Origin of the sequence: Mycobacterium intracellulare ATCC 13950 (genome assembly GCF_000277125.1) — a bacterium.
Lineage (GTDB): Bacteria > Actinomycetota > Actinomycetes > Mycobacteriales > Mycobacteriaceae > Mycobacterium > Mycobacterium intracellulare.
In genome coordinates, this window is sequence record NC_016946.1 from 2731869 (window position 1) to 2753866 (window position 21998).

The following is a 21998-nucleotide window of genomic DNA, read 5'->3' on the forward strand; positions in this document are numbered from 1 at the left end:
AGTCGGTGGGGCCAGGTAACCATGGCCCCACCGGCTAGCGAAACAAGTCTGGGACTTCGAACTAGAACGGGCTCAACGCCAGTGGCTGATCACGGGTAGCCGCCGCAGACGTTGCCGACGCACCCGCCGCCACCGCCCGGGCCACCGCCGCCACCGCCGACGCCGGGGATGCTGCCGCCGCCGCCACCGGGACCGCCGCCCCCGGTCGGGCCGCCGGGGACGCTGCCGCCGCCGCCACCGGGACCGCCGCCGCCGGTCGGGCCGCCGGGGACGCTGCCGCCGCCGCCACCGGGGCCACCGCCCCCGGTCGGGCCGCCGGGCACGTTGCCGCCGCCGCCTTCACCGGGCGCAGTGGAGGGCGCGACGCTCGACGAGGGCGTGGTCGTCGGGGTGGTGGTGCTGCTCGGGCCCTCTTTATGACCGCCGCCGCAGCCGACCGCCAGTACGAGCATGGCCGCGCCGCCGAAAAGGGCGACCGTTGTCCTCGGTCCAGATCCCATCAGATCCCCCAATCTCCACTTGCGCCACACCGCGGCGCCCACTGTTTGTTACCCAGGGGCGTCGGCGCGCAAACTACTTCCGGCGCCGAGATTGCGACGGGAAAAGGATGGCCGTCACGCGGGTGGGCGTGGCCGGCCGGGAAAGTGGAGCGTGCGCGATCCCGTGGAGCGGAGCCGCAGCGGCACAAGGGAATCTGGCGAACGCGGGAACATGACCATCGAGGCTTTTAAAAGCCGATGGCCCATCTCGGGCCTATGGACCATCGGCGAGACAAATCGTATCCGGGTGCGGGCCTTCCCGTGGGCGAAATGTCTGACTCGTAAATTAGAAAATTCCTTATATTCACTAAGTAGACCGTCCTCCGATCGGGCGTGGGCCGCGCGCAAGCCTGTGACCAGGGCCGCAGCCGAAACCGCGGCTACCCCTCCTTGGTGATCAGCTTGCGCAGCGCCACGCGGTCGGGCTTGAGCAGTTCGGCGATGCGGGGCTGATTCACCTCGGCGACGATGATCTCGCCGACCTCCTGGTAGACCTCGCTGAAGATGCCGTGGGATTTCATCTTCGAGGTCTGATAGAGGTTGTCCTCGGTCGGCGTCACATAGATCACCCCGTCGGCCTTGAAGCGGTGCACCAGCCAGAGGTGGATCAAGGTCATCAGCCGCTTCTGGCGGAGCTTCTCCGCGAAGGTGTTCTGGTCGCGCACCTGAAGGATGCTGCGGCCGTGCCGGTCCTTGATCGGGTCGACGACCACGTTGGCCAGCTGCTCGTCGTCGTTCCCGTAGATGCCGAGTTCGAGCACGTCCGAGCCGGCGCGGCGGGGCCGCAGTTGCACCCGCAGTTTCTCGCCGAGGTCGTAGTTCTCGCTCCACATCGCCAGCCACTCCTCGAGCAGCTTCTTCGGCACCTCGGTCTGCACCAGGTGCTGGTGCTGGGTCGAGCCTTCGCCCATCGACTTGGTGGTGGCGGTGCGGCCCGAGGAGGCCGTGAGCGCGGCGTCGCTGCGCGGTCCCCCGACGAGGGTTTGCGGTGTGCGGTAAGGAGATTCGACCAGGCGCATCTTGCGCTGCAGGCGGGCCAGCGCCAGCATGCCGTCCTGTTGCAGCGAGGTGGCGAACTCCTCGGCGGCGACGCCGTCGATCTGGTGTCCGCCGTAGGTGATGAAGTTGAAGACGAAACCCATCTTGCCCAGTTCCTCGGGGAACTGCTTCATCTGCTCGTCGGTCATGCCGGTGGTGTCCCAGTTGAACGACGGGGACAGGTTGTAGGCCAGCATCTGGTCGGGGAACTTGGCGTGGATGGCGTCGGCGAACTGCCGGGCGTCATCCAGGTCGGCGGTCTTGGTCTCCATCCACAAGAGGTCGGCGAACGGCGCGGCCGCCAGCGATTTGGCGATGGCGTACGGGATGCCGCCGCGGATCTGGTAGTAGCCCTCGGGCGTCTTCGAAAGTTCGCAGTCCCAACCGGGGTCGACGCCCAACTCCTTCGCCTTGGCCCTGGCCGAGTAGAGCGAGGCGGTCGCGGCGAACTCTCGCCACTCCTCGGCGCTCATATCGGCCGGTTCGCCCTCGCTGGCGGCGAACGCGAGCACATCGGCGACGGCCTCGCCGTAGGTCATCAGGCCGGCGTCGTCCTCCCAGGCCGCCACGAACCGCGACTCGACTTGGTCGAACAGGTCGTCGATCGACTGCTGACCGTCCTCGCGCCAGGCGTTGACGGCGTCGGAGACCAGGCCCTGGATCCCTTGGCGCTCAAGCCAAGCTGTGGCCTCGGCGTACTCCCCTTCGGGCAGCGCGTACAGCAGGTGGCCGTTGAGGTCTTTGACGCCCAGCTCGTAGAAGCGACGCACCAACGCCAGGAAGCACGACTTGTACGACGGGATCTTGAGGTTGGTGGCTCCGAGCAGGAACGGCTGGTCACGCTCGTCGGCCCGGCTGTCCAGCAGGTTGGCGGCCTCGGCGTCGGTGCGCGCGACGATGATGCCCGGCACCTTCATGATGTCGAGCTGGAAGCGCGCGGTGTTGAGCCGTTTGATCTGTTCGTCGGACGGCACCAACACCTTGCCGCCCTGATGGCCGCACTTCTTGGTGCCGGGGCGCTGGTCCTCGATGTGGTAGCCGGGCACGCCGACCTCGACGAACCGGCGGATCAGGTTGCGCACGTGCGGGTCACCGCCGTGGCCGGTATCAGCGTCGGCGATGATGAACGGCCGGTAGTCGTAGACCGGCGCCGCGGCGCGCTGCTTTTCGCTCATCTGCAGGCGCTGGTATTGCTGGTTGCGGTCGGCGGTCAGCAGGGCGCGCACCAGCACCGCGGCGTCGTCGGGCACCTGGCTCAGCGGGTAGCTGGCGAGGTCGGGTCCGGGATCTTCGGTGGTGGACCCCTTGGCCGAGGTCGCCCAGCCGCCCAGATAGATCCCCTCGATGCCCATCCGCTTCATCGCGACCGCCTGGCCGGGCGAGTACGGGCCGAACGTCGTGATGCTCTTCTTCTGGGCGAACAGCTCGCGCAACCGCTCGTAGAAGGCCGCCGCCGCGTTTCGTGCCACGGTGTAGTCGGTCGGGATGGTGCCGCGCTGCTCGGCTACCTGGCGGGCCGTGTACAGGCGGGTGATCCGGGAAAAGCGCGGATCGTCGAAGTATTGCTGCGTGGCAGCGACCTCGTCGTCGAACGATGGCCGGACTTGTGTGTCCTTGTCGATGATCGCCATGTCTTACGCCCCTCTCCGGCACGACTCCACTGAACGTGAGTCTATCCCCGCGAAGGGCGGTTCAATCAGGAGTCGAAAGACTCGGCTGAAACGGTTGCAAAACCACTGGGGCACAGCGCATTCGATGGTCCACCGATCACGGGACGCCTCCGCGCCGGGCAAGCCAGTCCCGCTGACGGGCCACGAATGCGGCGTCGACGACCTTGCCGTGGCCCGGGACGTAGATGGCGTCGGGTCCGCCGACGGCGAGCAGTCGCCCGAGGGTGGCCGGCCAGGCCGCCACGTCGGAATCGGCGTCGATCGCCGGGTCGGCGGACTCCTCGACCAGGTCACCGGCGAACACCACCATCCTGTCGCCGGCGTTGGTCGCGGGCGCGATCACCACCAGGTCCGAGGCGGTGTGGCCGCGCCCGAGGTGCGTGATCGTCACCGTCCGATCCCCCAGATCGACGCTGGCGTCGTAGACCCCGCGGCGCGGAGGGCGTAACGCGGCGATCGCCGCGTCCACTTCAGTGGCGTCGGCGCCGTACCGCAGCGCCTCGGCGCGGATCTGGTCGGTCGCCGATCGGAGGTGCCCGACGACCTCGGGCGCGCAGTAGATCTTCGCGCGGCCGAAGAACGATGAGCCCAGGACGTGGTCGAAGTGCTTGTGCGTCAACACGATATGGCTCACCGGCCGCCCGGCAAGCCGTCGGACGTCGGCGTCGATGGCGGCGGCCTCGGCCAGCGTGGTACCCGAGTCGACGAGCAGCGTTCCGGTGCGGCCGCGCACCAGGCCGATCGTGACATCGCAGAACGAGAGCCGGCAGCGGTGCACGCCGCTGGACAGCGTTTCCCAGCCGAAATGCACACCAGCAACGTAGCGGCCACGCGTGGGCTGCGCCGGCGGTGCGCCGGGACGATGTGTCGGAAATAGTTGACATGTCGGGATTGTCCGACATATGTTGTCGACCGTGACTGGCGTCGATCGCGTCTTTCTCGCCTTGGCCAACCCGGTGCGGCGTGAACTGCTGGAGATCCTGTTCCGGCAACCATTGTCGGCCGGGGAGCTCAGCGAGCGGTTCGAACTCAGCCGGCCCGCGGTCGCCGAGCATCTCAAGGTGTTGCGTGACGCGAGGCTGGTGGCCGACGAGCCGCGGGGGCGCCATCGGATCTATCACCTGACCGCGGAGCCCCTGGCGGAGCTGGGTGAGTGGCTTCATCCGTTCGAGAAGTTCTGGCGTGCCCGGCTTGCCCGGCTCGCCGAGGTGGCAGAGGAGCTGGAATGACCGCAACGTCACGGTTCGCGACGATCCGGGTGGATCAATTCGTCGCGGCGCCACCGGAGAAGGTGTGGCGGTTGCTCACCGAACCCGCCCTGATGAAACTCTGGTGGGCCGAGGGGCAGGTGGCCGCGGTGGTGGGACACACGTTCACGCTCGACATGCCGGGCTATGGCCAGCAGCCGTGCACGGTGCTCGAGGTCGACGCGCCGCACCGCTTCGTCTACACGTTCACCACGGCCTGGACGCTGACCTGGCGGCTGGAAGCCGAAGGCGCCGGCACCCGAGTGTTCTTGGAGCACAGCGGCTTTGACCTCGACGACGGCCGTATGGCGCAGGCCTTCGAACGCATGGGACCCGGCTGGCGGGACGTGGTCCTCCCCCGGCTCACGCGGGTTGTCGCTCACGTGAGCCCCTAGGGTTTCGAGCGACGTCGCACCGGCTATCTCCCCGAGATGGCTATCACCGATTCCCGCGAAGTCGTCATCGAAGCGACGCCCGACGAAATCCTGGATGTGCTGTTCGACCTCGAGTCGTTGACCGAATGGTCGTCGGCGCACAAAAAGGTCGAGGTGCTCGAGCGGGACGACCAAAACCATCCGACCCGATCCAGACAGGTGGTCAAACTCGTCGGCGTCAGCGACGAACAGGAGCTCGCCTACACCGTTCACGACGATGGCGTCGGCTGGACCCTGATCAGCTCCAAACAGCAACGCGCTCAGGAGGGCCGGTACACGTTGACTCCCGAGGGGGACTCCACCCGGGTCCGCTTCGACCTCACCGTCGACCTGGTGGCGCCCGTTCCCGGATTCCTGGTCAAGAGGGGTGCCAAAACCCTCATGGACACGGCCACCGAGGGATTGCGCAAGCGGGTACTGGAAGTCGAGAAGCGCGCCAAGTAGCCGCGGCCCTCGCCCCGAAACGGGTGCTTTCGCGGCGCGCCCGCGCGGGTCAGACTGTTTTCATGGACTCGTCGCACGTGTTTCGCCGAACCGCAGCGCTCATCGGAGCAGCGGTGCTGCTTGGGCCGCTGACCGGCTGCGGCGGAACTGGGGATAGCCACCCGACGTCGTCTCCGGCGCCGAAGGTCACGACGCTGGGCAAGACGGCGCCCAAGGCGCCCGCCGGAGGCTCATTGACGATCAGCAGCCCGGCCTTCGCCGACGGTGCGCCGATTCCGGTGCAGTACACCTGCAAGGGCGCCGACGTCGCACCGCCGTTGGTGTGGTCGGCGCCGCTGGGTGCGGCCCTCGTCGTCGACGATCCCGACGCCCCGGCCGGGTTGTACGTCCACTGGGTGGTGATCGGAATCGCCCCCGGGCCCGGCAGCACGGCCGAGGGCCAAACCCCAGCCGGCGCAACCACTCTGCCGAACACGGCCGGCCAGTCGGCGTATCAGGGTCCCTGTCCCCCGAACGGAACAGGCACGCATCGTTACCGGTTCACCCTCTATCAGCTTCCCGATGACTACCAGCTGCCCGGCGGCCTGGCGGGCGTGCAGGCCGCGCAGACGATCGCCGGCGCCGCGACCGCGCAGGCGCAGCTCGTCGGGGCGTTCGGCGGCTGATCGGCTCGCCTCAGGACGCGTCGTCGAGCACCTGGTAGCCGGCGTTGTACCCCGGGGTGAAGGTGATGCCCGGTCCGCCATGGCAGCCGGCGCCGGCGAGGTAGAGACCGTCGATCGGAATGGGTAGATCGAGGAAGCCGCGCGGTCCGGGTCGGTTGGGCCCCATCAGGTCTGGGTGCAAAAGCCCGTGGCAGAAGTCGCCGTCGGGCGCACCGAACATAGTGTTCATGTGGTAAGGCGCGAACGTGATGTGGCGTATCACGATGTCCTTGAAGTTCGGTGCCAACCTGGTGATCTTGTCGATAACCCGTTGCGCCATCTCATTTTTGAGGCGCCCGTGCTGACCGCGGTCGGATTCGACCGGAAACGCGTAGGCGAACGCGCTCGCCGCGTGCTTGCCCGGCGGCGCCATGGCGGGGTCGTGGACCGACGGGATCTGCATGCCCATCGACGGATCGTCCGGGACGATGCCCCGCCGGCAGTTCTCCCAGTGCAGCTGTTGGGATTCGGGCGACCCGAAGATGCCGATGGACTGTTGCATGCCGTCGTCGTTGAGAAACTCGTACGGTGGGGCGAATTCGGGCAGCCCGTCCAGGGCGAAGTGGATCTGCACGAACGAGGCGCGGTGGTCGCGGCCGGATACCCGCGAGACGAGCTCCGCGGGAACGTGTTCTGGTGCGATGAGGTCGGTGAGGGTGACATCGGGTGACAGGTTGGACACCACGATCGGCGCCGAAATCGTCGACCCGTCGCGCAGCCGCACGCCGGTCACCTTCTGCCGGTCGACGAGGATCTGCTCGGCCTTGGTGCGGAAGCGGATCTCGCCGCCGTGGGAGACGAAGAGCTCGCGTAGGTGGTCGGTGAGGGCGCCGATGCCGCCCTTGAGCTTGGTCATCATCGCGGTGCTGCCGTCGGGCACCGCCAGCGCGAACGCCAAACATGTTGCGCTGCCCGGTGTATACGGACCGCGGTAGGTCGAGTTGACGGCCAGGAACGCCAGCATCCCGCGCATGACCGCGTGCTTTTCCCGGTCGCGCAGATAGCGGTCGATCACGTCCATCGCCGAGCCGAAGAGCATGTCGTGAATGGCACGGCGTTCGGCGTCGTTGGTCGCGCAGGCATACATTTCGTCCAGGGTCTTCGGCCGTTGGCGGACGTCGAAGCGGCCGAGCGCCTTCGCCGGTGCCTGGCTCCACCCGATCAGTTCGGCCATGCCCGTGACGGCCTCGACTCCGTGTTTCTCGCCCAGATGCGTCATCAGTCGCATCGGGTCGCGATAGAAGATCATCGGCTCTTCGCCGTGGTCGCCGATGTTTGTCGACATCACCTCGGGCTCCACCGCCGGCAGCGTGTCGAGGCCGAGGTCTTTGGTGAGCTGGCTTGCCATCGGGAACTGCACCGACCCGGCGATCTCGTATCGGAAGCCGTCGATCAATTCGACCGTCGCGGCCATGCCGCCCGCATAAGTGTTGGCCTCGAGGCACACGGTGCGCAGTCCCGCGCGTTGCAGGATCGCCGCCGCGGTCAGCCCGTTGTGTCCCGCCCCCACCACGATCGCGTCGTAATGATTTGTGCTCATGGTTCTCGCCTCCGTCGGGTACCCGTGCAGAATATGTCAGTACTGACATAATTGGAAGATGTCAGTAGTGACCACTTCGGCTGGGATACCATCTCCCCTGAGATGACCGCCCCGGGCAACCGTCACGAACAACGACGACGATCGACGCATGAGGCCCTACGTCGCGCGGCGTTGAAGAGCTTCGCGCGCAAGGGCTTCGCGAATGTCACCGTCACCGAGTTGGCGCGCGAGGCCGGCGTCACCGAGCGCACCTTCTTCCGGCACTTCCCCACCAAGGAAGCCGTCCTTTTCCAGGATTACGAGACGCAGCTGGAATGGCTGGCCGAGGCGCTCACGCAACGCCCGTCGTCGGAGTCGTTGTTCGATGCGGTGCTGGCGAGTGTTTCGGCGTTCCCGCACGACCTCGAGGTGGTTCGTCAGGCGGCGACGGCGCGCGCGGAGCTGATCAGCGCCGAGCGGATCGCGGGCCACCTGCGAGTGGTGCAGTCCTCGTTCGCCGGCGTGCTCGCCGACTTCGTCAGGAAGCGCAATCCGGATACGGCGGACATCGACCTGGCGGCCGAAGTCGCGGGTTCTGCGCTGGCCGCGGCCTTGGTTGCGGCAGTGGAGAATTGGGGCCGCAAGGGTTGTGCGGGCGACCTCGGCGCAGACGTGGCCGCAAGCCTGGATCTGGTGCGCTCCGGTCTGGCGCGGCTCGCCTGAGCGACCCTGCAGTTCCCGCGCGCTATTCCCCGCCTCGACGAAGCGGCGCGGCACGGCGTAGCGACCGCTTCGAAGACGCGAGTTCATGAGCGATGTGTCGCAGCACGCATCTCACGAGGGATTTCCGCGGGCCTACCGTCTGTTGGAGTAGACGTCGAGATCCACGATCCACTCCGGCGATGGAGGACACATGCCGCTGTTGTACATCGACCTGATCGGGGGCCGCTCTCCGTCGGAGGTTCGGGCGCTGCTGGACGCGATCCACGAGACGGTGGTCGAAGCGTTCGGTGTTCCCGAGCGTGATCGCTATCAGGTGGTCCGCACTCATCCGGCCCACGAGGTCATCGCGCTGGACACCGGTCTCGGCATCGACCGCTCGGCGCGGCAGGTCATCCTGCACGTGGTCAGCAGGCGACGTCCGCGCGAACTCAAGCAGAAGTTCTACGAACTGCTGGCGTCCCGCCTCGCCGACCGGTGCGGACTCGACCCGGCGGACTTGATCGTCTCGGTCACCGAAAACAACGATGAGGACTGGTCTTTCGGCCACGGCCGCGCACAGTTCCTCACCGGTGAGCTGAAGTGAGCGACACCGTGCCGTTGCGGACCCGCCTGACGGAATTCTTCGGTATCGAGCAGCCCGTCCTGCTCGCGCCGATGGCCCTGGTCTCCGGGGGTCGGCTCGCGGCGGCGGTGACCGGGGCGGGCGGCCTGGGCCTGCTCGGCGGGGGCTACGGCGATCCCGAATGGCTGCAGCGCGAATTCGACAACGCCGACAGCGCCCGGATCGGTTGCGGGTTCATCACCTGGAGCCTGGCGGGCAACCCGCGGGCGCTCGACATCGCGCTCGCCCACCAACCCGCGGCGATCATGTTGTCCTTCGGCGACTTACGGCCGTTCGCCGATCGCATCCACGCGGCCGGCGTCCCGCTCATCGCTCAGGTGCAAAACCTCGACCAGGCGCGCCGGGCCGTGGACGCCGGGGCGGAGGTCATCGTCGCGCAGGGCAGCGAAGCCGGCGGACATGGAATGAGCGGGCGGACGACGTTCACATTGGTGCCCGAGGTGGTCGATTTCGTGGCCGAACGCTCACCCGACACGCTGGTGGCGGCCGCCGGCGGCGTCGTCGACGGCCGCGGATTGGCGGCCGCGCTGGCGCTGGGCGCCGACGGCGCGGTCGTGGGTAGCAGGTTGTGGGCGTCGCCGGAGGCATTGGTGTCACCGCGTGCGCAGCGGCGGGCCGTCGCGGCCTGTGGCGACGACACCGTGCGCACCCGGGTCTATGACGTTGTGCGCCGCCTCGATTGGCCCGCCGGATACGACGCGCGGGCGCTGGGCAACGCGTTCCTCGCCACCTGGCACGGTCGCGAACCCGAGCTGACGGCCCAGCTACCCCAAGCGGTCGCCGACTACGAAAAATCCGTTGCCGCAGAGGATTTCGATACCGCGGCGATCCTGACCGGCGAAGGCGTGGGACGCGTTCGCAACGTCCGTCCCGCCGCTGACATCGTCGCCGACATGGTCGCCGAGGCCGCACACATCCTCAATCGGCGGGCGAGGGCCTAGACAGCCGAGCTCGGGGTCTGGTTTGCTCAGCTCGACACCTCAACTTCACGTCGCGATGATGGGCCGCACCTTTAACCACCCCCGCCGACACATCTAAGGATCCCATGGACATCGCCACCGTCGACGAACTGCTGAGCACCACCCGGTCGGTGCGCAAACGGCTCGACCTCACCCGGCCGGTCGGCCGCGACGTGATCCTGGAGTGCATCCAGCTGGCGATGCAGGCGCCCACGGCGAGCAACACGCAGGACTGGCGCTGGCTGGTGATCACGGACCCCGACAAACGCGCGGCCATCGCCGAGATCTACCGCAGCATCGGCGCGCAGTACCTGGCGTACGCGGCCGACAACGCGACGGATCCGCAGACGCAGCGGGTGTACCGGAGCGCGATGAGCTTGACCGAAACGCTCGGGCAAGTCCCGGTGCACGTCATCCCCTGCCTCAACCAGCGCATCGACACCGCGGAACCGGGCATCGCTGCCGCGGCGTGGGCGTCGATCATCCCGGCCGGCTGGAGCTTTCTGCTGGCGCTCCGCTCGCGCGGGCTGGGATCGGTGTGGACGACGATGCACCTGTTCAAGGAGCGCGAGGTGGCCGAGCTGCTGGGCATCCCACCCACCGTCACGCAGGCCGCGCTGTTCCCCGTCGCGTACACGATCGGCACCGACTTCCGGCCGGCCGCACGCCCGCCGGCGGCGACCATCACGTTCTGGGATGGCTGGGGGGAAGGCTGATGCAGTCCTACACCGTGCGATTCCACATCGACGCTCCGCCGCGGAAGGTCTGGCGGGCGCTGCATCCGCCGGCCCCGCCGAACGCCCCGCGCCCCCGGGTGCTCGAGTGGCCGACCGGCAGCATGGAAATCCTCAACGAGGGCAACGAGGCCGGTGAGGGCCTGGTCCGCACGTGTGTCTTCGAAGTGCCCAAATACCTGCTCACCGGCGGCCGGGCGCGTTCCTGGGAAACCGTGACCGAAGCCGAGATCGACAAGCTGTCGCGTTACGTGGCCGTCGGCGCGCCGCTGTGGTCGCGCGCCGAGGGGTATCACCAGCTCGAGGAGCAGCCCGACGGCACCACCGTGCTGACGTTCCACGAGACGTATCGCGCCTACAACCCCGTGCTGCGCTTCCTCCTCGAACGCCCGGTCTACGCGAAGATTTCCCGTGACAACCTCGAGACGTACGAGCATGCGCTCGCCCGCGCGGGCCGGGTCCGGCGTCTCGTCTAGCCGTTCTTTGCTGCCGGGTTCATTTCACAACGACATGAATTAGGTACTTGGCCCCGGTACCCTCGATTTCTATGGGTGGAGTAGCTACTGCGGCGCGACTGGCCGCCGCGGGTTTGATGGTCGCGGGGTTGGCCACTTCGACGGTCGTTGCCAGCGCCGATCCGGACGAGACACGGGGGCCCGCCCCGGGCCCGGCCGCGTCGCCGGCACCGGCACCAGCGCCTTCGGCGGCACCTGCACCGGCCGCGTCGCCGGCACCGGCACCAGCGCCTTCGGCAGCACCCGCACCGGCCGCGTCGCCAGGGGCTTCGCCGGCACCCGCCCCGCCGGGGCCGAAGACCAGCATCGACAAGGACGGCATTTACGCCGTGGGGACCGACATCGTCCCGGGCATCTACAGCTCCGGTGGCCCCGTCGGCAACGGCACGTGCTACTGGAAACGGACCGGCAACCCCGACGGCGCGCTCATCGACAACGCCATGACCAAGAAGGCGCAGGTCGTGCAGATCGACCCGGGTGACAAAGCCTTCAAGACCTCGGGCTGCCAACCCTGGCAGCTGACCCCAGACGCCGTTCCGCCGTCACAAACGCCGCCCGCGGGCGTGCAGGGCACGCTCGGCATCCTCAACGGTCTGTTGGGCGGAAACGCACAGCGGCCCCCGCAACCGTCGCCCGCTCCGCAAGCGCCCGCACCTGCACCGGCGCCGGCCTCGCAAGCGCCGGCGGCCCCGCAAGCCCCGGCGGCCGCGCCCGCAACTCCGGTAGCCCCACAAGCCGCGCATTCCTGATCGGCCCGCCGGCGCCGTGGCCAGTACGCACCAGATCGTCGTGGTAGGGGCTGGCGTCAGCGGGTTGACGTCGGCCATCTGCCTGGCCGAGGCGGGCTGGCCGGTGCGGGTCTGGGCGGACACGATGCCCAAGCGAACGACTTCGGCGGTGGCGGGCGCCGTGTGGGCGCCCCCGCGGCCCGCGGAACGCGCCGGCGCGACGCTGCGCTGGACCGAGCACTCTCTAGAGGTGTTCCGTGATCTCGCCCGCGATCCCGACTCGGGTGTGTTGCTGGCGCCGGCGCTGGCGGTCGGCGAGCTGACCGCGACCGAGGCGATGTCATCGGCGGCCGCGCTGATCCCCGACCTGCGGCCCGCCGACCCGGCCGACGTTCCGCCGGGTTTCGGCACCGGATTTCGCGCCACCGTGCCGATGATCGACATGCCGCACTACCTCGACTATCTGACCCGGCGGCTCGCGGCGGCCGGCTGCGAGATCGAAGAACACCCCGTTCGATCCCTGGCCGAGGCCGCCGACACCGCTGACATCGTCGTCAACTGCACTGGTCTCGCCGCGGGCGCGCTCATCGACGACCACACCGTGCGGCCGCTCTTCGGCCAGCACGTGGTGCTGACCAATCCCGGTCTGCAGCAACTGTTTCTGGAATTGAACGACGGCCCCGAGTGGACCTGTTTCTTCCCGCATCCACAACGGGTGGTGTGCGGCGGAATCAGCATCCCCGGTCGCTGGGACACGACCGCGGAACCCGACGTGACCGAACGCATCCTGCAGCGCTGCCGACGAATCGAGCCGCGACTCGGTGACGCCGAGGTGATCGAGGTCATCACCGGACTGCGCCCCGACCGTCCGTCGGTGCGCGTGGAGGCCGAACCGCTCGGGCGGGCGCGTTGCATCCACAACTACGGTCACAGCAGCAACGGCGTCACCCTGTCCTGGGGCTGCGCGCGCGACGTGGTGGCCCTGGCCGACGGCCCATGATCTCAGGCGCCGGTGCGGCGAATTATCAACGACAGCAACCAACTGACGATCGACAAGACGATCGCCGCCCAGATGGCGGTCCACCAAAAGTGGTCGATCTGCAGCCCCCAGTGCGTGGTGTGCTCGGTGATCCACGCCGTGATCCAGAGCATCAAAGCATTGATGACGACATGGAACAGACCGAGCGTAACGATGTAGAGCGGGATCGACAGGATCTGGACGATCGGCTTGATGAATGCGTTGACCAGACCGAAGATCACGGCGACGACGAAGATGATGCCGACCCGTTCCAGCCTCGTGCTACCGCCCACGAAACTCAGGCCGTGCACGAAAAGGGTGACGATCCACAACGCAAAGCCGGTCAGCGCGGCGCGCACCAAAAATGGGCCCATGCGCCTAGATCCTGCCATCCGGTCGGCCGGGAAGGTAAGCAAATCGGCGCGGGTGAGTTCTGACCGGGTGACCGGCTTCGTCCGTCGGCTCTCGCGCATACACGCGGGCGCGGTTTCGGATATCGGAAACGGATATTGAATTCCCTTGTGTCACTGTGGTTTCTGTGGTCACAATGCGGGGTTTTGTGTCGGTGGGCCTCGATAGTTTGACGGTATGGGTTCGGGCGGCGTCATCGATCGGGACGCGATCAGCGCGGCCTTCGATGCGCTTGATGCCGCGATCGAGGGCGTGGCGGGGCTGAGTTTTGATGCGCTGGCTCCTCGGGAGTGCCTGGCGTTGTTGGAGCGCTGCGAAAAGACGCGCCGCCGGTTGCCGGTGGCTGAGCATGCGTTGATCAATCACCTGGCCCGCCAAGCCGGCATCGAAGAACTCGGCGGCCCGCTGGATCAGGCGATCGCCGACCGGCTGCGGATCAGCCACACCGAGGCCGGCCGGCGGGTCAAAGACGCCGCCGATCTGGGCCCGCGCCACGGCCTGACCGGTGAACCCTTGCCCCCGGTGTTGGCCGCCACCGCCGCCGCCCAGGCCCGCGGTGAACTCGGCGCCGCCCATGTTGCGGTGATCCGCCGATTCTTTCGCCGCCTGCCGGGCTGGATCGACCCGGTGACCCGCGAGCGCGTCGAGGCCGACCTGGCCGGTCACGCCGCGTATCACCGGCCCGACGAACTCGACGGCCTGGCCCACGTCCTGGAAGATTGCCTCAATCCCGACGGCCTTTTCACCGATGAGGACCGCGCCCGTAGCCGCGGGGTGACCCTGGGCCGCCAACAACCCGACGGCATGTCGGAGTTGCGGGGCCTGATCACCCCCGAACTACGCGCCACGCTGGGAGCCGTGGAAGCCAAACTCGGTGCCCCGGGCATGTGCAACCCGCTCGACGACACCCCGTGCGTGGAGGGCGCGCCCAGCCAAGAGGCCATCGATCGTGATACCCGCTCGGCTGCTCAGCGCGGCCACGATGCCCTGCTGGCCGGGCTGCGTGGGCTGTTGGCCTCCGGGGAGTTGGGTCAGCACAACGGGTTACCGGCCTCCATCATCGTCACCACCACCCTGGCCGAGTTGGAGGCCGCCGCCGGGCGCGCCCTGACCGGCGGGGGCACCATCCTGCCGATGAGTGAGGTGATCCGCCTGGGCCGCCACGCCCACCATTACTTGGCGATTTTCGATAAGGGCAAGGCCCTGGCGCTGTATCACACCAAGCGGCTGGCCTCCCCGGGGCAGCGAATCGTGTTGTACGCCAAGGACCGCGGCTGCACCGCCCCGGGCTGCACCGTGTCGGGTTACTACTGCGAAGTCCACCACACCACCGACTACAGCACCTGCCACAGCACCGACATCAACCAGCTCACCTTCGCCTGCGGCCCGCATCACCGCATGCTCGACCCCGGCGGCTGGAGCACCCGCAAAAACGCCAAGGGCGAGACCGAATGGAAACCCCCACCCCACCTCGAGCGCGGCCAACCCCGCACCAACACCTACCACCACCCCGAAAAACTCCTCCACCACGAACACGACGACGACGAAGCCGACAATCCCGGCGCCGCATAACACTTCGCGATCGCCGCTAGCTCCGATGGCGCCGACCCGCCTCGCCCGGCTGCGCCGCGCTCGCGATCGCCGCTAGGTGCAATGGCGCCGACCCGCGTCGCCCGGCTGCGCCGTGCTCGCGATCGCCGCTAGTTCAGGTTGTAGAAGCGCTGCGCGTTGCGCCCACCGATCTTCTCGCGGGCCTCCTCGCTGATATCGGCGCGAGTGCGCAGGTGCTTGGTGCTTTCTGGCCACTCGCCGTCCCAGTGCGGATAGTCGCTGGCGAACATGATGAAATCGGCGCCCAGCACGTCGATCACCCCGGGCAGAATCGGCTCCTCCGGTTCACACGTCACCCAGATGTTTCCGGCGGCCAGATACTCGTGCGGATCGCGACGCCAGCCGCGCTCCACCCAGTCGCCACGCTTCTCGTAATGCTCGTGCAGCCGATCGATAAAAAACGGAACCCAGCCCGCACCCGCCTCGAGGAAGGCCACCCGCAACTCCGGATGGCGCTCGAAGACGCCGCCGGAAACCATCGCGGTCATCGCCGTCATCTGGTCAAACGGAAAGCTGATGCAGTGCACCTGAATGTAATTCGTGAAACGGTCTACCCCGATCTTGGGCAGATGAATGCCGGGCGCCCCATGCACCCCCAGCGGCATCCCGAGTTCGACGGCGGCGGCATAGAACGGGTCGAGGTCGGGGTGGTCGAGGTTGCGTGTCTTGAGCGCCGGCGGCACCAAAGTCGCCACCAGCCCAAGGTCTTTGGCTTCGGTCATGACATCGATCGCCAGCCGGCCATGTTCTATCGGAGTCACCGCGACGCCGCGGAGCCGCCCGCCCGAAGCGGCGCAGTAATCGGCGATCCACTCGTTGTAGAGGCGAGCGAATCCGGCCGCGAATTCGGGATCCTCGAGACTCGGCGCGCACAGGCCAAGGCTGGGATAGAGCACCATCGTGTCGATGTGATCGCGGTCGGCGTCACCCAGCACGCCTTCGGCCGACCGGCAGTTGATATCGGCCGCGCTACTGATCCCGTGTTCGGGCGGGCAGCCCGCGCCCGGACCGCGGTCCTCGGGGTAGTTGCGTCCTTCGAGGGTCAACCCGAGCCGCCCATGCCTGCCGGGTCTGACGTGCTCCGGCCACCGCTTGATCGCTTCGACTGCCAGTGACGAATTTTCGGCGACATGGCCGTCGGCATCGATGATCCGCATGCATCCGGAACTTACTCCCGCACGACGGGCGGCGAAACAGGTCGCGCCGACGCGCTCGGTACGCCACGATGCTGACGTGACCACACAGAGCCCTCGACAGAAGTTGACCGCCGACCAGCGAAACTCCTTCATCGCCGCTCTGTTGGGCTGGACGATGGATGCCTTCGACTACTTCATCGTGGTGCTCGTCTACGCCGACATCGCAAAGACGTTCCACCACAGCAAGGCCGAGGTCGCGTTCGTCACCACCGCCACCCTGATCATGCGTCCCGTCGGCGCGTTGCTGTTCGGGCTGTGGGCCGACCGCGTCGGCCGGCGACTCCCCCTGATGGTCGACGTCATGTTCTACTCCGTGGTCGGGTTCCTGTGCGCGTTCGCACCCAACTTCACGGTGCTCGTGATCCTGCGCCTGCTGTACGGCATCGGCATGGGCGGGGAATGGGGGCTCGGTGCCGCGCTGGCCATGGAGAAGGTTCCGGTCCAGCGACGCGGATTTTTCTCCGGGCTGCTGCAGGAGGGTTACGCGTTCGGCTACCTGCTGGCCAGCGTGGCCGCCCTGGTGGTGATGGATTGGCTCGAGCTCTCGTGGCGCTGGTTGTTCGGCCTGAGCATCGTTCCCGCACTGATCAGCTTGATCATTCGTTACCGGGTGGAGGAATCCGAGGTGTGGGAGGCCGCCCAAGACCGGATGAGGCTCACCAGCACCAGAATCCGCGACGTGCTGCGCAGCGGCGCGATCATCCGGCGCTTCATCTACCTGGCGTTGCTGATGACGGCCTTCAACTGGATGAGCCACGGCACGCAGGACGTCTACCCAACCTTCCTCGGCGCGCACGCCAACCAGGGGGCCGGGTTGTCGAGCACGACGGTCAGGTGGATCGTGGTGGCCTACAACGTCGGCGCCATCATCGGAGGGCTCGTCTTCGGAACGCTGTCGCAACGACTGAGCAGGCGCTACACGGTCGTCTTCTGTGCGGTTCTGGCGCTGCCGATCGTGCCGCTGTTCGCATACTCACGCGGCGCGGCCATGCTGTGCCTGGGCTCGTTCTTGATGCAGCTCTTCGTGCAGGGCGCGTGGGGCGTGATTCCCGCCCACCTCACGGAGATGTCGCCGGACGCCATCCGCGGCCTCTACCCCGGTGTGACCTACCAACTCGGAAACCTGTTGGCGGCGTTCAACTTACCGATTCAGGAACGTCTCGCCGAATCCCATGGCTACCCGTTCGCCTTGGCGGCCACGATCGTGCCGGTGCTGGCCGCGGTGGTGGTCCTGACGCTGATCGGAAAGGACGCGACGGGAATCCGCTTCGGCACGACGGAAAGTTCTTTTCTCGCAACGGAAGCGACGTAAAAGCTAGTCGGCGTCGGCCAGCAGGCGCCGCAGCAGGTGCATGGCCACCGTCGTCGAGCGTTCCCGGATATCGGACCGGTTGCCCGGAAGGCGCAGGGTGCGAGTGTCCGTGCGACCGCCCGCCACCTTCACGCTGAAGCAGACCGTCCCGACCGGCTTGTCTTCCGTGCCCCCGCCCGGTCCGGCGATCCCGGTGATCGCGACCGCGGTGTCGGCGCCGAAGCGTTGCAGCGCGCCCGCGGCCATGGCCTCGGCCACCGGCTCCGATACCGCGCCGTGCACCTCGATCAGCGCCGGGTCGACGCCGAGCACCTCCGCTTTCGCCTCGTTCGAATAGGACACCACCCCGCCGGCCACGTAGTCCGACGATCCGGGCCGATCGGTCAGCCGCGCCGCCAGCAGTCCCGCGGTGCACGACTCCGCCGTCGCGATCCGGTGCCCGGTGAGAAGCTGCGCGACCAGATCGTCGACACGCGAGCCGTCTTCGGAGTACAGCTGATGCCCGTGCCTCTCGCGCAGCAGCTTCGTCAGTTGCGTGTACGCGTCGGCGGAGTCCGGCTCGTAGCGGGTGACCATTTCGATCTCCCCGCGCCGCAGGCAGGTGGTGATCTCGAGGCGGTCGAAGCCGGGCACGGTCTTTTCGGCGTCGCGCAGCGTCTCGGCCAGCCCCGACTCGGGCAGCCCGAACATCCGCAGCATCTCCTGCCGATAAATGGTCCGGCCGGCGATCGCGTCCTGCGCCGCCGGTGTCTGGATGGCCGTGTGCCACATCGGCTGCAGCTCGCGCGGGGGTCCCGGGAGCACGATCACCGCGGGCTTGCCCGGCACCACGACACCGGGCGCGGTGCCGACCGGGTCGAGCACCTGCGCCCCGGCTGGGATCATGGCCTGCTTGCGGTTGGCGGCGCGCAGCGACTCGAAAGTGCCGGGGTCCAAGGCGGATTGGAACGCGGGATTGCGCCCCATCAGCTTCTTGAGGATGTTCGCGATCTTCTCTTCGACCTCGGCATCCAACACCAGCTCGCGCCCGCAGAAGCGCGCCACCACCTCGACGGTCATGTCGTCGGCCGTGGGCCCCAGGCCGCCGCTGGTGACGATCAGGTCCACGCCTTGATCGGCGAGAAACCGCAGCTGGGCTTCGATGTCGGCGGGCCGGTCGCCGCAGATCGTGATGTGCGCGAGCTCGACGCCCAGCTCCAGGAGGCGATCGGCGATCCAGGGGCCGTTGGCGTCTTGGACGCGTCCGGTGAGGACCTCGGTTCCGGTGACAACGATGCCTGCACGTGCGCTCACCGCCATGAGCCTACGCATGGGCCTGCGGGACAATGAGCCGATGATCGAGTTAGAGGTGCTTGCGGCCGACGTGACCAAGCTCGACGTGGACGCGATCGCCGACGCCGCCAACACGCAGCTGCGGCACGGTGGCGGCGTCGCCGCGGCCATCTCGCGCGCGGGCGGGCCCGACGTGCAGCGCGAATCGACCGAGAAGGCGCCGATCGGGCTCGGCGAAGCGATCGAGACCACCGCCGGCGACATGCCCGCGCGCTACGTCATCCACGCGGCGACCATGGAACTCGGTGGGCCGACCTCGGCCGAGATCATCGGCGCCGCCACGGCTTCGACATTGCGCAAGGCCGACGAGCTCGGGTGCCGCACGCTGGGGCTGGTGGCCTTCGGCACCGGTGTCGGCGGGTTCCCGCTCGACCAGGCCGCCCGGCTGATGGTCGACACCGTCCGGCGGCATCAGCCGGACTCGCTGCGCAAGGTGGTGTTCGCCGTGCACGGCGACGCGGCGGAGCAAGCGTTTCGGGCCGCGCTGCGGGCCTAGCTCTCGGAAAGGTAGCGCTCGACGGAGGCAACCTTCTGCGTCATAGCGTCGCTGGCCCCGGTGCGCCAATCGGCCTTGATCACCGTGCTCACCCGCGGCGCCCGGGCCGCCACGGCCTCGACGGCGCGCTGCACCACCGCCATGACCTGCTCCCACGTGTCGCCCTCGATCACCGTGAACATCGAGTCGGTCTTGTTGGGCAGGCCGGACTCGCGAACCACCCGAACCGCCTCGGCGACGATCTCGCCGACACCCTCGCCCACCCCCATTGGGGTGACGGAAAACGCGACGAGCACGGACACCCTGTCGAGCGTACCCACCCCCGCCCCGGCCGGTCTGGCACCATCGAGGCCCATGCGGGTGTTGGTGCAACGGGTCTCGTCGGCGACGGTGACGGTCGACGGCGCGGTGGTGGGAGCGATCCGGCCGGATGGCCAGGGGCTGTTGGCATTCGTCGGCGTCACCCACACCGACGATCGCGACAAGGCCCGCCGGCTCGCCGAAAAGCTCTGGAACCTAAGGATTCTCGCCGAGGAGCGGTCCGCGGCCGACGCAAGAGCCCCCATCCTGGTCATCAGTCAGTTCACCCTGTACGCCGACACCGCCAAGGGCCGCCGCCCGTCGTGGAATGCGGCCGCCCCCGGACCGGTGGCCGAGCCGCTGGTGGCGGAGTTCGCCGCGACGCTGCAGCGGCTGGGCGCCGAGGTGCAGACCGGGGTGTTCGGCGCGAACATGCAGGTCGAGTTGGTCAACGACGGCCCGGTCACGGTGCTGCTCGAACTCTGAAGGGTACGTTGGCCCCCGTGGGCACGACACCTGAATTCGGATCGCTCCGCTCCGACGACGACAACTGGGACATCGTCAGCAGCGTTGGCTACACCGCGCTGCTCGTGGCGGGATGGCGTGCCCTGCACGCCGTGGGCCCGCAGCCGCTGGTGCGCGACGAATACGCGAAGGTCTTCATCGCCGCCGCGCGGGACCCGTATCTGGCGGGGGTGCTTGCGAACCCGGGCAGCACCGAGGACGAGACGGCCTTTCCGCGGCTGTATGGTGTCCAGACCCGGTTCTTCGACGACTTCTTCGTCGGCGCCGGCCAGGCGGGCATACGCCAGGCGGTGATCGTCGCCGCCGGCCTGGATTCGCGGGCGTTCCGCCTTGAATGGCCCGACGGCACAAGGGTCTTCGAGGTCGACTTGCCGAAGGTCCTCGAGTTCAAGGCGCGTGTGCTCGACGAGCAGGGTGCCGCGCCGAAGGCGAACCGGATCGAGGTCGCCGCCGATCTGCGCACCGACTGGTCGCGGCCCTTGGAGGCGGCCGGGTTCGACGTCGAGAGCCCGAGCGCCTGGTCGGTGGAGGGGTTGCTGCCCTACCTGACCGACGAGGCGCAACACGCGCTGTTCACCCGGATCAGCGGGCTCAGCGCGCCGGGCAGCCGGATCGCGATCGGCGCGCTGGGGTCGCGGCTGGACCACGACCAGCTCCACGCCTTGGAGGCGGATCACCCGGGGGTCAACGTGTCGGGCAACGTTGACTTTTCGGCTCTGACGTATGAACCGCAGTCCGATCCCGCGGAGTGGCTGACCGCGCACGGGTGGGCCGTCGAACCCGTCCGCAACACGCTCGATTTGCAGGCCGGTTACGGCATGACCCCACCGGAGGTCGACGTCAAGATCGACAGTTTCATGCGGTCCCAATACATCACCGCCACCCGGTGAAGGCCTAGGGCTGCAGCAGGATCTTCACATCGTCGCCGGAGCGCGATTCCGCGGTCGCATAGCCCTTGGCCGCGTCGTCCAAAGGCATTGTCGTGGTGAAGATGCCGTCGACATCGAGGCGGCCGGACTGCAGCAGCGGGATCAATTCCGGCCAGGTTCGCTGCACCGGCGCGGTGGTCATCCGCAACGTGATGCTGCGGATCAGGCAGCCCAGCGCGTTGAGCGGGAACGGATTCATGTCGTGCACACCGACGACCGAGACGGTTCCGCCCGCCCGGACGGCGTTGAGCGCCTCGGTCAGGGATGCGTCGGTGGCGACGGCGTCGATCACCGCATCGACGCCGCGGCCGCCGGTGGCGGCAAGGATCTCCTCGAGCGCCGGCGCCTTGACGGGTGTCGCCCCCCACCGCGTGGCGCGCTGTAACCGGCCGTCGACCTGATCGACGGCGAAAACCGTTGCCGCGCCCTGAAAAAGCGCGCTGCGCAGCGAGCACAGGCCGACCGCTCCGAGGCCGATCACCGCCACGGTCCCGCCGAACGGAATGTCGGCGCGCTGCGCCGCGGCCCAGCCGGTGGCGAGATTGTCGGTGAGTAGCAGCGCCTGCTCGGTGCTGATGCCCTCGGGCATCTTCAGGAGCTGGAAATCGGCGGCGGGCACCGCGAGCAGATCGGCCTGCGCGCCACCGAGCACTCCGCCGCCGAAGATCTGAAAGCCGGAGTGGCACATGACCGGATCGCGGGTGGCGCACCCCGCGCACGCGCCGCAGCCGGCGACCGACGACACCATGACCTGATCGCCGACCTTGACGTTGCGCACCTGCGGCCCGGCGTCCACCACCGTGCCGATGGCTTCGTGGCCGAGGGCGATGGGATCGGGCATCGGGAAGTCGGCCTCGTAGAAGTGCAGATCCGAGCCGCAGATTCCGGCGGCGGTCACCTCGACGATCGCTCCGTCCGGGCCCGGCAGCGTTGGGTCGGGGCGGGTGTCGACCCGGATGCTGCGGGGCCCATCGACGACTACCGTGCGCATA

Annotated in this window: 24 protein-coding genes and 1 pseudogene; 16 read left to right on the forward strand and 9 right to left on the reverse strand. The window is 68.0% G+C overall.

The genetic code is table 11. From position 1 onward, the window contains the following. Positions 1-89: 89 nt before the first annotated feature. The 3 genes from OCU_RS51285 to OCU_RS37650 form a co-directional block, all read right to left on the reverse strand. Positions 90-500: a hypothetical protein gene (locus OCU_RS51285; RefSeq protein ID WP_038538645.1), complete on the reverse strand. Its 411-nt coding sequence runs from the start codon at positions 498-500 to the stop codon at positions 90-92. A gap of 419 nt (positions 501-919) precedes the next feature. Further along, positions 920-3208 carry an isocitrate lyase ICL2 gene (gene aceA / locus OCU_RS37645; protein ID WP_008256786.1) on the reverse strand — a complete coding sequence of 763 codons (2289 nt, stop codon included), beginning with the start codon at positions 3206-3208 and terminating at the stop codon, positions 920-922. 136 nt (positions 3209-3344) lie between these two features. After that, positions 3345-4058: an MBL fold metallo-hydrolase gene (locus OCU_RS37650; protein WP_009955974.1), complete on the reverse strand. Its 714-nt coding sequence runs from the start codon at positions 4056-4058 to the stop codon at positions 3345-3347. Between the two features lie 91 nt (positions 4059-4149). On the opposite strand from OCU_RS37650, the gene OCU_RS37655 reads away from it, so the two are divergent. From OCU_RS37655 to OCU_RS37670, 4 genes are all read left to right on the forward strand, one after another. Next, a complete protein-coding gene (locus tag OCU_RS37655; protein ID WP_009955976.1) occupies positions 4150-4476 on the forward strand; it encodes an ArsR/SmtB family transcription factor in 327 nt (108 codons plus the stop codon). Beyond that, positions 4473-4889 (forward strand): SRPBCC family protein, encoded by a 417-nt coding sequence (locus tag OCU_RS37660; protein WP_009955977.1) that lies wholly within the window; start codon positions 4473-4475, stop codon positions 4887-4889. The genes OCU_RS37655 and OCU_RS37660 overlap by 4 nt, the downstream gene beginning before the upstream one ends. Before the next feature lie 36 nt (positions 4890-4925). Next, on the forward strand, positions 4926-5372 hold the full coding sequence (locus tag OCU_RS37665; RefSeq protein WP_009955978.1) for an SRPBCC family protein: 447 nt from the start codon (positions 4926-4928) through the stop codon (positions 5370-5372). A gap of 62 nt (positions 5373-5434) precedes the next feature. Continuing rightward, positions 5435-6037, forward strand: a complete 603-nt coding sequence (locus OCU_RS37670) for a YbhB/YbcL family Raf kinase inhibitor-like protein (protein WP_044059214.1) — start codon at positions 5435-5437, stop codon at positions 6035-6037. 10 nt (positions 6038-6047) lie between these two features. Here OCU_RS37670 and OCU_RS37675 read toward each other — a convergent pair whose 3' ends face one another. Further along, positions 6048-7616, reverse strand: coding sequence for a phytoene desaturase family protein (locus OCU_RS37675; RefSeq protein ID WP_009955980.1), 1569 nt, complete (start codon positions 7614-7616; stop codon positions 6048-6050). Positions 7617-7718: 102 nt separating this feature from the next. Here OCU_RS37675 and OCU_RS37680 point away from each other — a divergent pair, with 102 nt between their 5' ends. From OCU_RS37680 to OCU_RS37710, 7 genes and pseudogenes are all read left to right on the forward strand, one after another. Continuing rightward, complete coding sequence (locus tag OCU_RS37680) at positions 7719-8318, forward strand: TetR/AcrR family transcriptional regulator (protein ID WP_014380148.1); 600 nt, start codon at positions 7719-7721, stop codon at positions 8316-8318. Positions 8319-8508: 190 nt separating this feature from the next. After that, a complete protein-coding gene (locus tag OCU_RS37685; protein WP_009955983.1) occupies positions 8509-8901 on the forward strand; it encodes a tautomerase family protein in 393 nt (130 codons plus the stop codon). An 8-nt stretch (positions 8902-8909) separates the two neighbouring features. Beyond that, the gene (locus OCU_RS37690; RefSeq protein ID WP_196771129.1) at positions 8910-9881 is read left to right on the forward strand and encodes an NAD(P)H-dependent flavin oxidoreductase; all 972 of its coding nucleotides are present in this window, start codon (positions 8910-8912) and stop codon (positions 9879-9881) included. 104 nt (positions 9882-9985) lie between these two features. Continuing rightward, a complete protein-coding gene (locus tag OCU_RS37695; protein WP_009955986.1) occupies positions 9986-10615 on the forward strand; it encodes a nitroreductase family protein in 630 nt (209 codons plus the stop codon). Then, positions 10615-11109: an SRPBCC family protein gene (locus OCU_RS37700; RefSeq protein WP_009955988.1), complete on the forward strand. Its 495-nt coding sequence runs from the start codon at positions 10615-10617 to the stop codon at positions 11107-11109. Before OCU_RS37695 ends, OCU_RS37700 begins: the two co-directional genes overlap by 1 nt. Before the next feature lie 98 nt (positions 11110-11207). Further along, positions 11208-11777: pseudogene (locus tag OCU_RS51520) on the forward strand (hypothetical protein); the annotation flags it as partial. Between the two features lie 136 nt (positions 11778-11913). Next, positions 11914-12876, forward strand: coding sequence for an FAD-dependent oxidoreductase (locus OCU_RS37710; RefSeq protein WP_014380150.1), 963 nt, complete (start codon positions 11914-11916; stop codon positions 12874-12876). Between the two features lie 2 nt (positions 12877-12878). Here OCU_RS37710 and OCU_RS37715 read toward each other — a convergent pair whose 3' ends face one another. Further along, positions 12879-13268 carry a phage holin family protein gene (locus OCU_RS37715; protein ID WP_008256813.1) on the reverse strand — a complete coding sequence of 130 codons (390 nt, stop codon included), beginning with the start codon at positions 13266-13268 and terminating at the stop codon, positions 12879-12881. Positions 13269-13482: 214 nt separating this feature from the next. Here OCU_RS37715 and OCU_RS37720 point away from each other — a divergent pair, with 214 nt between their 5' ends. Next, complete coding sequence (locus OCU_RS37720) at positions 13483-14877, forward strand: HNH endonuclease signature motif containing protein (RefSeq protein ID WP_014380151.1); 1395 nt, start codon at positions 13483-13485, stop codon at positions 14875-14877. Between the two features lie 128 nt (positions 14878-15005). Here the strand turns inward: OCU_RS37720 and OCU_RS37725 are convergent, their stop codons facing one another. After that, positions 15006-16073, reverse strand: coding sequence for an amidohydrolase family protein (locus tag OCU_RS37725; protein WP_009956819.1), 1068 nt, complete (start codon positions 16071-16073; stop codon positions 15006-15008). 154 nt (positions 16074-16227) lie between these two features. Between OCU_RS37725 and OCU_RS37730 the strand changes: the two genes are divergently transcribed. Then, positions 16228-17424 (forward strand): MFS transporter, encoded by a 1197-nt coding sequence (locus OCU_RS37730; protein WP_407937426.1) that lies wholly within the window; start codon positions 16228-16230, stop codon positions 17422-17424. A 3-nt stretch (positions 17425-17427) separates the two neighbouring features. Here OCU_RS37730 and OCU_RS37735 read toward each other — a convergent pair whose 3' ends face one another. Further along, positions 17428-18717 (reverse strand): competence/damage-inducible protein A, encoded by a 1290-nt coding sequence (locus OCU_RS37735; RefSeq protein ID WP_446500393.1) that lies wholly within the window; start codon positions 18715-18717, stop codon positions 17428-17430. A gap of 40 nt (positions 18718-18757) precedes the next feature. Between OCU_RS37735 and OCU_RS37740 the strand changes: the two genes are divergently transcribed. Then, on the forward strand, positions 18758-19252 hold the full coding sequence (locus OCU_RS37740; protein WP_029385352.1) for a macro domain-containing protein: 495 nt from the start codon (positions 18758-18760) through the stop codon (positions 19250-19252). Here the strand turns inward: OCU_RS37740 and OCU_RS37745 are convergent. After that, positions 19249-19554: an MTH1187 family thiamine-binding protein gene (locus OCU_RS37745; RefSeq protein ID WP_014382583.1), complete on the reverse strand. Its 306-nt coding sequence runs from the start codon at positions 19552-19554 to the stop codon at positions 19249-19251. The two genes, OCU_RS37740 and OCU_RS37745, sit on opposite strands and share 4 nt — an antisense overlap. Before the next feature lie 52 nt (positions 19555-19606). Here OCU_RS37745 and dtd point away from each other — a divergent pair, with 52 nt between their 5' ends. Together dtd and OCU_RS37755 are read left to right on the forward strand one after the other, a co-directional pair. After that, entirely contained in the window at positions 19607-20038 is a 432-nt protein-coding gene (dtd, locus tag OCU_RS37750) for a D-aminoacyl-tRNA deacylase (protein ID WP_009956813.1), read from the forward strand. A gap of 17 nt (positions 20039-20055) precedes the next feature. After that, on the forward strand, positions 20056-20967 hold the full coding sequence (locus tag OCU_RS37755) for a class I SAM-dependent methyltransferase (protein ID WP_009956812.1): 912 nt from the start codon (positions 20056-20058) through the stop codon (positions 20965-20967). A 4-nt stretch (positions 20968-20971) separates the two neighbouring features. On the opposite strand, the gene OCU_RS37760 is transcribed toward OCU_RS37755, so the two are convergent. Beyond that, positions 20972-21997 (reverse strand): alcohol dehydrogenase catalytic domain-containing protein, encoded by a 1026-nt coding sequence (locus tag OCU_RS37760; RefSeq protein ID WP_009956811.1) that lies wholly within the window; start codon positions 21995-21997, stop codon positions 20972-20974. Position 21998: the final 1 nt, after the last annotated feature.

What these genes read in the sequence shown, in the direction of transcription:
- OCU_RS51285 (WP_038538645.1), bottom strand. Translation starts at nt 500, where the DNA reads ATGGGATCTGGACCGAGGACAACGGTCGCCCTTTTCGGCGGCGCGGCC.
- aceA (WP_008256786.1), bottom strand. Translation starts at nt 3,208, where the DNA reads ATGGCGATCATCGACAAGGACACACAAGTCCGGCCATCGTTCGACGAC.
- OCU_RS37655 (WP_009955976.1), top strand. Translation starts at nt 4,150, where the DNA reads ATGTTGTCGACCGTGACTGGCGTCGATCGCGTCTTTCTCGCCTTGGCC.
- OCU_RS37660 (WP_009955977.1), top strand. Translation starts at nt 4,473, where the DNA reads ATGACCGCAACGTCACGGTTCGCGACGATCCGGGTGGATCAATTCGTC.
- OCU_RS37665 (WP_009955978.1), top strand. Translation starts at nt 4,926, where the DNA reads ATGGCTATCACCGATTCCCGCGAAGTCGTCATCGAAGCGACGCCCGAC.
- OCU_RS37670 (WP_044059214.1), top strand. Translation starts at nt 5,435, where the DNA reads ATGGACTCGTCGCACGTGTTTCGCCGAACCGCAGCGCTCATCGGAGCA.
- OCU_RS37675 (WP_009955980.1), bottom strand. Translation starts at nt 7,616, where the DNA reads ATGAGCACAAATCATTACGACGCGATCGTGGTGGGGGCGGGACACAAC.
- OCU_RS37680 (WP_014380148.1), top strand. Translation starts at nt 7,719, where the DNA reads ATGACCGCCCCGGGCAACCGTCACGAACAACGACGACGATCGACGCAT.
- OCU_RS37685 (WP_009955983.1), top strand. Translation starts at nt 8,509, where the DNA reads ATGCCGCTGTTGTACATCGACCTGATCGGGGGCCGCTCTCCGTCGGAG.
- OCU_RS37695 (WP_009955986.1), top strand. Translation starts at nt 9,986, where the DNA reads ATGGACATCGCCACCGTCGACGAACTGCTGAGCACCACCCGGTCGGTG.
- OCU_RS37700 (WP_009955988.1), top strand. Translation starts at nt 10,615, where the DNA reads ATGCAGTCCTACACCGTGCGATTCCACATCGACGCTCCGCCGCGGAAG.
- OCU_RS37715 (WP_008256813.1), bottom strand. Translation starts at nt 13,268, where the DNA reads ATGGGCCCATTTTTGGTGCGCGCCGCGCTGACCGGCTTTGCGTTGTGG.
- OCU_RS37720 (WP_014380151.1), top strand. Translation starts at nt 13,483, where the DNA reads ATGGGTTCGGGCGGCGTCATCGATCGGGACGCGATCAGCGCGGCCTTC.
- OCU_RS37725 (WP_009956819.1), bottom strand. Translation starts at nt 16,073, where the DNA reads ATGCGGATCATCGATGCCGACGGCCATGTCGCCGAAAATTCGTCACTG.
- OCU_RS37730 (WP_407937426.1), top strand. Translation starts at nt 16,228, where the DNA reads ATGGATGCCTTCGACTACTTCATCGTGGTGCTCGTCTACGCCGACATC.
- OCU_RS37740 (WP_029385352.1), top strand. Translation starts at nt 18,758, where the DNA reads ATGATCGAGTTAGAGGTGCTTGCGGCCGACGTGACCAAGCTCGACGTG.
- dtd (WP_009956813.1), top strand. Translation starts at nt 19,607, where the DNA reads ATGCGGGTGTTGGTGCAACGGGTCTCGTCGGCGACGGTGACGGTCGAC.
- OCU_RS37760 (WP_009956811.1), bottom strand. Translation starts at nt 21,997, where the DNA reads ATGCGCACGGTAGTCGTCGATGGGCCCCGCAGCATCCGGGTCGACACC.